At 65.1% G+C, this 12,274-nt stretch carries 13 protein-coding genes; 7 read left to right on the top strand and 6 right to left on the bottom strand.

Translation table 11 applies throughout. From position 1 onward, the window contains the following. Positions 1–63 precede the first annotated feature (63 nt). A complete protein-coding gene (locus OSH05_RS23885) occupies positions 64–1,248 on the bottom strand; it encodes a pyridoxal phosphate-dependent aminotransferase (RefSeq protein WP_104221343.1) in 1,185 nt (394 codons plus the stop codon). A gap of 154 nt (positions 1,249–1,402) precedes the next feature. Between OSH05_RS23885 and OSH05_RS23890 the strand changes: the two genes are divergently transcribed. The 5 genes from OSH05_RS23890 (at position 1,403) to OSH05_RS23910 (ending at position 5,308) form a co-directional block, all read left to right on the top strand. After that, entirely contained in the window at positions 1,403–3,196 is a 1,794-nt protein-coding gene (locus tag OSH05_RS23890) for an IlvD/Edd family dehydratase (protein ID WP_104221344.1), read from the top strand. An 18-nt stretch (positions 3,197–3,214) separates the two neighbouring features. Beyond that, positions 3,215–3,508 (top strand): hypothetical protein, encoded by a 294-nt coding sequence (locus tag OSH05_RS23895; RefSeq protein WP_104221345.1) that lies wholly within the window; start codon positions 3,215–3,217, stop codon positions 3,506–3,508. A 7-nt stretch (positions 3,509–3,515) separates the two neighbouring features. Then, positions 3,516–3,686 (top strand): hypothetical protein, encoded by a 171-nt coding sequence (locus tag OSH05_RS23900; RefSeq protein ID WP_165801730.1) that lies wholly within the window; start codon positions 3,516–3,518, stop codon positions 3,684–3,686. Between the two features lie 133 nt (positions 3,687–3,819). Further along, complete coding sequence (locus tag OSH05_RS23905; protein ID WP_104221346.1) at positions 3,820–4,512, top strand: GNAT family N-acetyltransferase; 693 nt, start codon at positions 3,820–3,822, stop codon at positions 4,510–4,512. A 40-nt stretch (positions 4,513–4,552) separates the two neighbouring features. Next, the gene (locus tag OSH05_RS23910; RefSeq protein WP_104221347.1) at positions 4,553–5,308 is read left to right on the top strand and encodes an SDR family oxidoreductase; all 756 of its coding nucleotides are present in this window, start codon (positions 4,553–4,555) and stop codon (positions 5,306–5,308) included. Between the two features lie 11 nt (positions 5,309–5,319). Here OSH05_RS23910 and OSH05_RS23915 read toward each other — a convergent pair whose 3' ends face one another. The 3 genes from OSH05_RS23915 to OSH05_RS23925 all read right to left on the bottom strand — a co-directional run bounded on the left by OSH05_RS23915 (position 5,320) and on the right by OSH05_RS23925 (position 8,194). Beyond that, a complete protein-coding gene (locus OSH05_RS23915; protein ID WP_104221348.1) occupies positions 5,320–6,021 on the bottom strand; it encodes a Crp/Fnr family transcriptional regulator in 702 nt (233 codons plus the stop codon). A 104-nt stretch (positions 6,022–6,125) separates the two neighbouring features. Continuing rightward, positions 6,126–7,097, bottom strand: coding sequence for a 2-hydroxyacid dehydrogenase (locus tag OSH05_RS23920; RefSeq protein WP_104221349.1), 972 nt, complete (start codon positions 7,095–7,097; stop codon positions 6,126–6,128). A 29-nt stretch (positions 7,098–7,126) separates the two neighbouring features. Continuing rightward, a complete protein-coding gene (locus OSH05_RS23925) occupies positions 7,127–8,194 on the bottom strand; it encodes a LacI family DNA-binding transcriptional regulator (protein WP_323181498.1) in 1,068 nt (355 codons plus the stop codon). Positions 8,195–8,311: 117 nt separating this feature from the next. Between OSH05_RS23925 and OSH05_RS23930 the strand changes: the two genes are divergently transcribed. Continuing rightward, positions 8,312–9,211: an NAD(P)-dependent oxidoreductase gene (locus OSH05_RS23930; RefSeq protein ID WP_104221699.1), complete on the top strand. Its 900-nt coding sequence runs from the start codon at positions 8,312–8,314 to the stop codon at positions 9,209–9,211. A 10-nt stretch (positions 9,212–9,221) separates the two neighbouring features. Here OSH05_RS23930 and OSH05_RS23935 read toward each other — a convergent pair whose 3' ends face one another. After that, complete coding sequence (locus OSH05_RS23935; protein ID WP_104221700.1) at positions 9,222–10,154, bottom strand: carbon-nitrogen hydrolase family protein; 933 nt, start codon at positions 10,152–10,154, stop codon at positions 9,222–9,224. A 121-nt stretch (positions 10,155–10,275) separates the two neighbouring features. Further along, complete coding sequence (locus tag OSH05_RS23940) at positions 10,276–11,001, bottom strand: phytanoyl-CoA dioxygenase family protein (RefSeq protein ID WP_266353027.1); 726 nt, start codon at positions 10,999–11,001, stop codon at positions 10,276–10,278. 236 nt (positions 11,002–11,237) lie between these two features. On the opposite strand from OSH05_RS23940, the gene OSH05_RS23945 reads away from it, so the two are divergent. After that, complete coding sequence (locus OSH05_RS23945; RefSeq protein ID WP_133163186.1) at positions 11,238–12,149, top strand: WD40 repeat domain-containing protein; 912 nt, start codon at positions 11,238–11,240, stop codon at positions 12,147–12,149. The last annotated feature ends 125 nt before the right edge of the window (positions 12,150–12,274 follow it).

Genomic DNA, 12,274 nt, shown 5'->3' on the forward strand with positions numbered 1-12,274 from the left:
CAAACCTCCGCCTTCGGCCCTCTCCCGCGAGCGGGAGGGGCCGGGGGGAGGTCTTCCTTATCCTCACGCCGCCTTGGCGTTCGACTCCAGGAAGGCGCCGATCCGCTCGACCGCCTTGATGATGTTTTCGGTCGAATTGGCATAGGAGAGGCGGATATAGCCTTCGCCAAAGACGCCGAAATCCGGGCCGCCGATGGTGGCAACGCCCGCTTCCTCGAGCAGCGCGGAGGCCAGCGGCTTCGCCTTCCAGCCGGTCGCGGCGATATTCGGGAAGGCGTAGAACGCGCCCCTCGGCGTGGCGCAGGAAACCCCCGGCAGGCGGTTCACCTCCTCCACCACGACCTTTCGGCGCCGGTCGAATTCGGCGACCATGGCGTGCGCTGCGTCCTGCGGCCCGGTGAGCGCCGCGAGGCCGGCCCATTGCGCCGGCGCGTTGACGCAGGACCAGCAATTGACGGCCAGCTTGCGGATCTTGTCGACGAGGCTCGCCGGCCAGACCGAATAGCCCATCCGCCAGCCGGTCATCGCATAAGTCTTCGACCAGCCGTCGAGCAGGATCACCCGGTCAGCGATCTCCGGATAGGAGAGCAGCGAAGTGTGGGCGAGGCCGTCATAGATCATCTGGCCGTAGATCTCATCGGAGAGAATGGCGACGTCCGGCCATTTGGCGAGACCGGCAACCAGCTTGTCGATCTCCGCCTTCGGCGTGACACCGCCAGTCGGGTTCGCAGGCGAGTTCAGGATGAGCAGCCGGGTCTGCGGCGTGATCAGCGCCAGCGTCTCCTCGGCGGAGAAGGCGAAGCCGTTGGCCTCGCGGATCGGCACCGGCACAGGCCGCGCGCCTGTGAACTCGATCATCGAGCGGTAGATCGGGAAGCCCGGATCCGGATAGAGGATGTCGGCGCCCGGCTCGCCGAACATCAATATCGCCGCGAACATCGTCACCTTGCCACCGGGCACGACCACGACATTCTCCGGCGAGACCGGCGCGCCTGTCCGCTTTGTCACATCGGCGGCCACCGCCTCGCGCAGCGGCAGGATGCCCGTCGCCGGCGTATAACCATGCTGGCCGTCGCGCAACGCCTTCACGGCCGCCTCGACAATGTGTTCAGGCGTGCGGAAGTCCGGCTGGCCGATGCCCAGATTGATGATGTCGCGCCCCGACCGGGCGAGATCGGTCGCACGCGCCAGCACGGCAAAGGCGTTTTCCTCGCCGATTCGATCGAAATTGGCGACGCTTCTCAGCATTTCAGTACCCTCCCGGGGCTTTGGTTCGTTGCGTCTGTTCTGGCGGGATTTTCACATCTTCGCCAGCCCCGACACTCTCCCATTGATTTCGTATGATGTTTCAGCGCATCCTCCCGGCAAAATCAAACCGATTAGTATTGGGAGATACGTCACCATGTCCGCCACCACCCCGCGCCAGCTCCGCTCGAAGGCCTGGTTCGACAATCCCCACAATCCGAGCATGACGGCGCTCTACATGGAGCGCTACCTGAACTATGGCCTGACGCGCGAGGAGCTGCAGTCGGGCAAGCCGATCATCGGCATTGCCCAGACCGGTTCGGACCTGTCACCGTGCAACCGCCACCATCTCGACCTCGCCAAGCGCGTGCGGGACGGCATCACGGCCGCCGGCGGCCTCGCCATGGAATTTCCGGTCCATCCGATCCAGGAGACCGGCAAGCGCCCGACCGCCGCGCTCGATCGCAATCTTGCCTATCTCGGCCTCGTCGAGGTGCTCTACGGCTATCCGCTTGACGGCGTCGTCCTGACGACCGGCTGCGACAAGACCACGCCCGCCTGCATCATGGCCGCGGCAACGGTCAACATCCCGGCTATCGTGCTTTCCGGCGGCCCGATGCTGAATGGCTGGTGGAAGGGTGAGCGTTCCGGTTCGGGCACGATCGTCTGGAAGGCGCGCGAATGGCTCGCCGCCGGCGAGATCGACTATGAGGAATTCATGCAGATCGCCGCGTCGGCGGCGCCCTCGGTCGGCCATTGCAACACGATGGGCACGGCTTCGACGATGAATTCGCTGGCCGAGGCGCTTGGCATGTCGCTGCCCGGCTGCGCCGCCATTCCAGCGCCGCTCCGTGAGCGCGGCCAGATCGCCTATGAGACGGGCAAGCGCGCCGTCGAAATGGTCTGGGAGGATCTGAAGCCTTCCGACATCCTGACCCGCGAGGCGATCGAGAACGCCATCGTCGTCAATTCGGCGATCGGCGGCTCGACCAACGCACAGATCCATATCAACGCCATCGCCAAGCACGCCGGCGTCCCGATCGAAATGGATGACTGGCAGACGATTGGCTATTCGATCCCGCTGCTCGTCAATCTGCAGCCGGCCGGCAAATATCTCGGCGAGGAATATCACCGCGCCGGCGGCGTCCCCGCGGTCGTCAACGAGCTCGTGAAGCAAGGCAAGATCCGCGACGCGATGACGGTCAATGGCAAGAGCCTGGCGGACAATTGCCGCGGCAAGGAAAGCCAGGATTGGGACGTGATCCTTCCCTATGAGAAGCCCCTGGTGAAGGAAGCTGGGTTCCTCGTGCTCCGTGGCAACCTCTTCGACAGCGCGATCATGAAGACAAGCGTGATCACTGCGGAATTCCGCGACCGCTATCTGTCCAATCCCGACGATCCGGATGCCTTCGAGGGCCCCGTGGTCGTATTCGAGGGCACCGAGGACTATCACCACCGGATCGAGGATCCCGCGCTGGGCATCGACGAATATACGCTGCTCGTCATGCGCGGCGCCGGCCCGATCGGCTATCCGGGCGGTGCCGAGGTCGTGAACATGCAGCCGCCCGCATCGCTCATCAAGCGCGGCGTCCATTCGCTTCCCTGCATCGGCGACGGCCGCCAGTCCGGCACGTCGGGCTCGCCCTCCATCCTCAACGCCTCGCCAGAGGCGGCGGTGAATGGCGGTCTCGCGATCCTGAAGTCCGGCGACCGCGTTCGCGTCGACCTCAAGAAGGGCACGGTCAACATGCTCGTCTCCGAGGACGAGTTGGCCGAACGCCGCGCCGAGCTTTCGAAGAATGGCGGCTTCCACTTCCCGGGCAATCAGACGCCCTGGCAGGAAATCCAGCGCATGCTGGTCGACCAGTTCGACGAGGGCATGGTGCTGAAGCCGGCCGTGAAGTATCAGCATGTGGCGCAGGAAATGGGCATTCCGCGCGACAACCACTGATCCAGTCAGGAGCGATCCATGCCGAAGCTTCGCATCGCGCCGCGATGGTTGAGCGAACCGCTGTGGATCGTCTCCGACCGCAAGGAGGACGAGGTCGTCGACATCGATGACCTCGACCTATCCGACGATCTCGCCGACCGCATCGAGACCTGGGTCGACGCGCTCGACGCGACCTATGACGCCAAGGATCCGGCGCGCTCGGCCTTTCCGAACCCCGGAGCCGAGCAGCGTTGGCGAAGCGAGGGCGAGGCGATCGCCACCGCGATCCGTGTCGAACTCGGCGCGCAATGGGAGGTTGAGCTCTCGCTCTGACGCGCCGATGAACCGGATCTGGCACGACACCCACCCGATGCCGAACAAGGCGACTCTGGAAGAGCGCGTCGCCTGGCATGTCGAGCACGCCCGCGAATGCGGCTGCCGCGCAATTCCGGCCAGCGTGCTCGCCGAACTCGAACGCCGCGGCCTCCAGCCGCCGCCGAGAAAGTCGTGACGCTCCCCTTTCGCGCCAACCTCATTCGCCGCTAGGATCACCTCGAGGAATCGGGAGGTTCGCGGCATGATAGCGGTATCGCGGAAGATGACGGGCGGCCTAGGCCCCCAGGGGTGCAGGTTGCATCGCTGACATGACCAACCCTCCGCTACCCATCGGCGATGAAGTCGATACGCGCCCGGCCGCACGTCCGTCGCGCACGCGTCTCGAAGGCCAGCACGTTGCGCTGGTCCCGTTCGGCGTCGCCGACCATGCGCGCGATCTGTTCGATCTATCGGCCGGCAGCGAGAATGAAGGGCTCTTCGCCTATCTCGCTCAGGGTCCCTTCGCGGATATGGCCGCCTTCGAGCAGTATTACGCCGCCGCCGCGACAAAGGACGACCCACTGCTCTTCGCGATCGTCGAAACCGGAAGCGGCCGTGCCGTTGGCCATGCGACTTTCATGCGCATCACGCCGGCCGACCGCGTCGTCGAAGTCGGCAACATCCTCTATACGCCGGCCCTGCAGCGCACGATCGGCGCGACGGAGGCGATGTATCTGATGGCCCGCCACGCCTTCGAGGACCTCGGCTACCGTCGCTACGAATGGAAATGCAACGCGCTCAACGCTCCCTCGCGCCGCGCCGCGCTGCGCCTCGGCTTCACCTTCGAGGGCATTTTCCGCCAGCATATGATCATCAAGGCCCATAACCGCGACACAGCCTGGTTTTCCATGCTCGACCATGAATGGCCGCACGCCAAGGCGGCCTTCGAAGCCTGGCTCGACCCGCTCAATTTCGGCCCCGACGGCCGCCAGATTCGCCCGCTGGAATCGTTGCGGGCCTGACCGCGACAATCAATCAACGACATAATCCGAGGAAACGACCATGACCGATCGCCTGAAAGGCAAGCGCGCCTTCCTGACCGCAGCGGGGGCCGGCATCGGCCGCGCTACCGCCATAGCCTTCGCGGCCGAAGGCGCCCATGTCGTCGCGACTGACCTGAAGGCGGCGTTGCTTGCCGACCTCAAGGATCACGGCATCGCCGAGACCCATGCACTCGACGTCCGCTCGACCGAGGCGATCGACGCGCTGGCGAGCAGGATCGGCCCGATTGACGTCCTGTTCAACTGCGCCGGCTTCGTCCATCACGGCACCGCGCTCACCACGTCCGACGAGGACTGGGACTTCTCCTTCGACGTCAATGTGAAGTCGATGCACCGCACGATCCGCGCGTTTCTGGGCGGCATGCTCGAGCGCAATTCGGGCTCGATCATCAACATCGCCTCGGGCGCCAGTTCGATCCGCGGCATTGCCAACCGCTATGCCTATGGCGCCTCCAAGGCCGCGGTGATCGGCCTCACCAAAGCGGTCGCCGCCGACCATATCCGCCAAGGTGTGCGCGTGAACGCGATCGCGCCGGGCACCATCCAGTCTCCCTCGCTCGATGGCCGCATCGCCGAGCAGGCGGCCAAGACCGGCAAGTCGGTCGACGAGATCCGCCAGCAGTTCATCGACCGCCAGCCCATGGCTCGCCTCGGCGAGGCCGACGAAATCGCCTGGCTCGCCGTTTATCTCGCTTCCGACGAGGCAAGCTACACCACGGGCCAGTGCTATTCGGCGGATGGTGGCTTCTCGCTGTAGCGGGAAGCCGATCAGGGCGCCTTCGCTCCCTCTGCCGCCGGATGCTGCCGCTCGTTGGAGGCATGCATCTTGTCGGCGAGCCCACCGCCCAGCAAATGATAGATCGCGGACGCAATCTGCTGGTCATGCTTGCAGAGCGCCCGCAGCTTCTCCTGGTCGAGCGCCAGGACGCGGCTGGTTTCGCTGATCGTAACCGTCGCTGTCGCGCCGCGGCCCGTGGTGAAGGCGATCTCGCCGATGAACACGCCAGGGCTTATATGGGCGATCAAGGTGTCGTGGACCCGCACCTCGGCGCGACCAGCGCAAAGGAGAACGAGGTCGCGGACGGACTCGCCCTCGCGCGTCAGCACCTCACCGGGCTCAAAGGTCTTCCAGCCGCCGGTGCGCAGCATCCGCGCGATCTGGGCCTTGTCGAGCCTTTCCAGCACCGGCTTCAGATACACCCTCTCCTCCTTGGTGAGGCGAAGACTCAGCCGGTCGCGGACGAGGATCGCCAGTTGCACCAGGTTGATAGTGATGAAGACCGTGTCCCAGCCCATCGTGGTCCATACGGGACCGCCGGGCTGCTGCGACATATAGGTGATCTCCAGGCAGAGGCCGATCACGGCGACGATCCGAAGCCACATAATATTCGTTAGCAGCCAGGAGATGCCAACCACGATATAGGTAAGGTTGCCGACGATCAGGCCGAAATAGCCACTGCTCTCATGCATGGTGAGCAAATTCCCCGCCGCTGAAGTCCGGCTGGGCGCCGGACCTGCATACAAAGCATAGCCGTCGTTGTTGCGGTGCGAAAGTCGTGCTTCCGCGCCCGCCTTCAGCCTCGGGCTGTCCAGCCGTGGAACGGCGTCTCGGGCACCGGACTGATGGGCGGCTGGCCCTCGTTCCACGCGATGAGATTGTCGACCACGCGCTGCCCCATCGCATGTCGCGTATGTAACGACGCCGAGCCGACATGCGGCAGCAGCACGGCATTGTCGAGCGCCATCAGCTCCGGCCGCACATGTGGCTCCTTCTCGAACACGTCGAGCCCGGCGGCGTGGATCCGCCGCTCGGCAAGCGCCTCGATCAGCGCCTCCTCATCGACGACGCTGCCGCGGCCGATGTTGATGACGACGCCGCGCGGTCCTAGCGCGTCGAACACGGCTCGTCCGATCAACCGGTCGGTCGTGGCCCCGCCGGGCAGCACGCTGATCAGCGTATCGACATCGCGCGCCATCGCGAGCAGATCGTCATAATAGGGATAGCCCACGTCCTCCTGGGGCCGGCGATTGTGATAGGCAACCGGGATGCCGAACGCCTCGATCCGCCGCGCGATCGCCTTGCCGATCCGGCCGAGACCGACAATGCCGACGCTGCGATCCCGCAGGGTCGCGGTCAGCGGATAGGCCGATTCCAGCCAGCGTCCGGCGCGGAGATAACGCTCCGCGGCGCCGAATTCACGCACGGTCATCAGCAACAGGCCGAGCGCCGTATCCGCCACCTCCTCGGTCAGCACGTCCGGCGTGTTGGTGACGATGATCCCCTTCCCCGCCGCATAGCGCGCATCGACATTGTCATAGCCGACGCCGAAGCTGGCGATGATCTCGAGCCCTGGCAGCGCATCGATCAGTTCCGCCCCGACGACGGTACCGGAAGCCGCGACGGCCCGGATCTGCGGTGCGATCTCGGCCAGCGCAGCCTCGTGATCGACCAACTCATAGATCCGGTGCACGATGAAATGCGCGTCGAGCGCGTCGTTGACATCCTTCGGCATTCGGCCGGGCATCAACAGGTGGGGCCGTGACATATCTTTCTCTCCCTGGAGATATTGGTCGTTCAGGCGGGGCGGGTCGATTCACGGACCCGCAGGATTGGTTCGATGAGGATTCGCTCAGGCCTACCCGCGATGCCGGCGATCTGGTCCTTGAGCAGAGCTGCGGCGCGTTGGCCAATCTCCTCCGGCACATTGTGGACCGAGGTGAGCGACGGTGTCGTCCAGGCCGCCCCATCGGTGTCGTCATAGCCAGCGACGGCCATATCACGGCCGGGCTCGATACGGGCGCGGCGAAGCGCCGACATCAGCCCGAAGGCGACGAGATCATTGAAGGCGAAGATCGCCGTCGGCCGCGGACCAAGCGCCAGCAGAGCCGGCGCGGCATCCCGTCCGTCGCGCTGCGTCATCGCCTCGGCAATATCCAGCGCTGGATCGACGGCCAGCCCTGCCTCGCGATGGGCTTCGACATAGCCGGCATGGCGCTCGTGCCCGGCGCTGGTCAGCCGCCTGCCGCCGACAAAGGCGATGCGTCGATGCCCCATCGCTATCAGATGCCGCGTCAGCGCCAATCCCCCGGCGAAATCGTCGCCCCGCACCACCGGAACGCCGATGTCGCCGACATCGCGGCAGATCATGACGAAGGGCAGGCCCGTCCGCACGATGCGCAACACCTCACTCTCGGAAGTCCCTGCGGCGGGGCACATGATCAACCCGTCAGCGCGATGCTGCATCAGCGTCTCCACAAAGGTACGCTGCCGGCCGACATCGTCGGCATGATTGCAGATCATGATGGCCAGGGATTGCGCGTTCAGCGCCGCCTCCAGCGCGCGAAAGATCTCGGCGAAATAGGGATTGACCACATCATGGACGACGACGCCGACCATATTGGTGCGCGCGGTTCTGAGGCTCGCCGCCGAGCGATTGGCCACATAGCCGATCTCCTCGGCGAAGGCGCGCACGCGATCCCGCGTCGCCTCGGCGACGAGCGGCGAATCGCGCAGAGCCAGCGAGATGGTCGCCGTCGAAAGGCCGAGCCTGTCGCCAAGCATGCGCAAGGTCAGGCCGCGCTGTGGCAGCACTGCGTCATCCGGCTCGCTCGAAGGCTCCGGAGGCGCCTGCGGATCGGCCATATCTTCTCCTGGTCGCCTTGCCCCGCTTGTCTGTGCTATCGCCTTTAAACCAATTTAGGTCGCCGAAGAATCCCAATTTCGGGCCAAGGCGATTTGTCATGCTGGGAGGAGAGAGCAATGGCCACGAAACGGGTCGGTTTCATCGGGCTCGGCTATATGGGCGAGGGCATGGCCACCAATCTGTTGGTCAAGGGCAATGCCCTGACGGTCATGGCCAATCGGCGGCGCGAGGCGGTGGATCGCCTTGTCGCGCTGGGCGCCAATGAGGTTGGGACGGCGGAGGAGATGGCGCGCGAATGTGACGTCATCTTCCTCTGCGTCACCGGCTCGCCCGAAGTCGAAGCCCTGATCGAGGGCACCGGCGGTATCCTGGCCGGCGCGCGCCCGGGTCTGGTCGTCATCGACACATCGACGGCGGAGCCTACCTCCACGGTCCGGCTCGCCGCCAGACTGGAAGCAGCCGGCGTTCATCTCGTCGATGCCCCTCTGGGCGGTACGCCAGCCGGCGCGGCCGCCGGCACGCTTCAGGCGCTTGTCGGCGCCGATCCCGCGGTCTTCGAGCAGGTCAAGCCGCTCATCGCCTGCTGGGCCGCGACCATCGTGCATGTCGGCCCGGTCGGCGCCGGCCACAAGATGAAGCTGATCAACAATTTCCTCTCGCTCGGCTATGCGGCGCTTTATTCCGAGGCGCTGGCTCTGGGCGACAAGGTCGGCATCTCGGCTGAGACCTTCCATTCGGTCATTGGTCAGGGCCGGATGCGCTGCGGCTTCTACGATACCTTCATGACCTACGTGATCACGCGGGACGAGAACGCCCACCGCTTCACCATTTCGAACGCCTATAAGGATTTGCGCTATCTGGGCAGCATGGCCGACGCGGCGGGCGTCGTCGATCCGCTCGGCTCGGCCGTGAAGAACCAGTTCGCCGCGATGGCAGCGGCCGGCGAGGCGGAGAAATATGTGCCGATGCTCGCCGATTTCGTCGCCAAGCAAAATGGGCTCGAACCGAAGTCGTGAGCCCTGTGCCTCAGGCGCGGCGCCCGGCACGCTGCGCCGCGTCGCACCGGGAGATGTAGTCCTCGATCGTGACGAGACCCATCTCCCGCACGACATCGTCGGCGGCGAGCGCCGGATCGCGGCTCTCGATCGAGAACACGTGCTCCTCGCCGAAGGTCTCGACGCGCAGCCGGTCGCCATAGGTCTTCTGGACGGCGAGGATTGCCTCGCCCTGCCCGTCCGTGTGCAGCCAGCGCTTGCCGGTGTCGAAATCCCAGCTGGTCAGCCGCCCCCAGCGGCTGGTGGCGGCGAGGATGCGGCCGCTTCGGTCGATGATCTTGCCGGCGTAGGACTGCACCGATGAGACGATTGTGAAGCCGTGCAGCCAGGCATAGGCCTGCAGCGGGAAGCCGCCCTCATAGGCGGAGAGCCAGCAGACGATGTCAGCGCCGTCTTCCTTCATCTGCGCCCAGAGCTCGCGCCAGTTGAGATCGAAGCAGATGGCAAGGCCGATCCGCCCGATATCGGTCTCGAAAACGGCCGAGGCGGAGCCGGGCGTCACGCCGCCCTCGATCTCGCCTTCCGTCGGATGCTTCTTCGAATAGGTGCCGACGAGCCGGCCGTCGCGATCGATCAGCACGGCGACATTGTGGATTTCGCCGTCGATCCACGCGAACAGGCCGGCAACGATATGCATGCGGTGCCGCCTCGCACGCTCGGCAAGGATGCGGATCGACGGGCCGTCGAGTGGCTCGGCCAGTTCGCGGATGCGCGAGGCCGGCAGGCCGGCGGCCTTGAACGTCTCCGGCAGGCAGACGAGGTCCGCCTTCATGGCGCCGGCGGCATCGACGAGGTCCAGCCCGCGGGCGAAGGTGGCGTCCGGATCCGGATGGGAGAGATTGTAAGGCGGCGCGAAATCCTCGAGCGTTGCCAGCGAGGTTGTCGCGATTCGAAGCAGCGTCATCGGGTTGGCCTCCACCAGGCGAGACCGCGAGAATAGAGACTATTGGACGGCGCGCCAGACCGCATCGCGGCCTCGGCCGGGCGGCACTGCGGCGGCCGGGACGAGAGAAGGCGAAAGCCTCTCAAACGCCCTGCCATTCGAGGCCGGCCGGCAGCTCGTCGGGCGAATAGTCGACCTGCAGGACGCGGCGATGCGCCGGCTCGCTCGCCCGTTCCGAGGCGTGGAGGATCGGGGTCGAATAGAGCCAGACGTCGCCGGCCCGGGCGAGGCAGGCGTGGACGCCGCATTGCCGGACGACGGAGTCGACCTCGCCGACCGCGATCCGGCCGCGGCGGTGCGATCCCGGCGCGATCAGCAGCGGCGCGTTGGTCGGCGGGACGTCGTCGAGATGGATCCGCAGCGTCGCCATGCGCGCCAGAAGCGCAAAGGGCGGCGCGACGTGCAGCAGCCCGGCCTTGACCGTCCAGGGTCCGAACCCGTCGACCTCCCGTCGCGCGCGGACTGAGATCGTACGGTCCTGATGCCAGGCGAGTGCCCAGTTCGTCTCGGCCGTCTTGTCGAAGAGCACGGCCCGGACCGTCCGGCAGGGCCTTTGAAGGACCGCCGCCGCAGCCGAGCCGATCGGCCCCTCCGGCGCCAGGAGCGAGCTGAGCGCGTTCCTGCCCTGGATGCGAACGCCGGGCTGGTCGCGCGGCAGATCCCGCAGAGCGACGAGGAGAACGCCGAGCTCATCGGCTACGAGGCCGGCGCAGATTTCCGCGCCATCCGCGGCGAAGGAGAGGGACGTCGGGTCCGGATCGCGCATGCTGGCACTATAGGCGAGGCGCAAGTCCTTCAAAATGGCCAATGCCGAAGCGACCGCTCACGACACGTCACTGGAGACAGCAATAAATACGGCTGTTCCTTTGGCCTTGGACGCCGTTGCGCGGATCGACATCATCTTCGCAACTTGGCGAAGGGCAAGCCCGAGCCGGATCACGCTAGGTAAGTCACGACTTGCAGACGCGGCCGCAACCAGTCCGTGTCCGACCCATTGTGGAGGCTTCGGAATCAGATCAAGCTCGACCTATGAAGTCGCCTCGCTTGAACTGGCCGGCCGCATACGACCTATCGTTTTCGGACGATGGTCGCCTGCTCGTTTGTGTCGGCCAGAACGTGGTCGTGATCGATCTCGCGGCACGTCGGCGCTTGGCAACCGCCAAGCCAATGCCGAACCTATCCTACGCTGCCTTCTCGCCGAACGGGGCAGCGTTGGCGGTGAAGTCCACCGGCGGCAGGATCTTGGTCATCGACACCTTTACGGGTGAGATACTGCGCGACCACAAGAACCAGAAGGATGGCGAAGGAAGCAATGTTTGCTTTTCCTCAAGCGGGGACAAACTAGTAGACGGGTCTTGGGACGGCACCCTTACGATCAGGCGTGCGAGCGACAACGCGATCCTAGGACAGGAACATCTTCCCGGGGAGATGATCGAGAAGATCACACACGACCAGAACCGCCGCGTCTGGCGCGTACAACACTCGATCAAGATCCCGCCAGAAGAGAACACCATGTTGCCCGGCTACGTCTCGCTTCGCCATTGGCCCTTCTCGCCGGAGACGACACGAATTTTTTCCTTCGGGTGGCTCATGCAGTCGGCCGCCTTGTCGCCGGATGGGACCCAAATCGGTCTGTTGCAGGCGTTTGATCAACGACGGCTGCATATAGCCCGCGCGTCCGATGGCCAGATTATCACAAGCAGCATTCCGCTCGGAGCAGGCAGTTGGAGGGGCGAGTTGGTGTGGTCCGGCGATGGACGGTACATTGGCACGTTCTCATCCGGCATGTTCGAATTCTTCAGGGCGAGTGACCTCGTCTTGATCGGGCGCAGACCGGTTCAGTACGCGTCGAGCCTTGCATTCCTACCGGGAGGGGAAAGATTAGCGCTCGGCAGTTGGAAGACCACCAAGATTTTGAAGCTATCCGATGTCCTGACCGACGATCCGCAGCCCTAGGGAGGCCTCTGCCTTATCTGGCTCTGGCGCCGTCTTGTGGCACGCTCGGATGGAGCTGCGTCATACCGGGCCAGGTGACCGGGCTCCATGGAGCGGTGGCGCGTCCTGTGGAGGCTCCCGGCGAC

This window comes from Kaistia algarum, from assembly GCF_026343945.1.
In the GTDB taxonomy this organism is placed as follows: domain Bacteria; phylum Pseudomonadota; class Alphaproteobacteria; order Rhizobiales; family Kaistiaceae; genus Kaistia; species Kaistia algarum.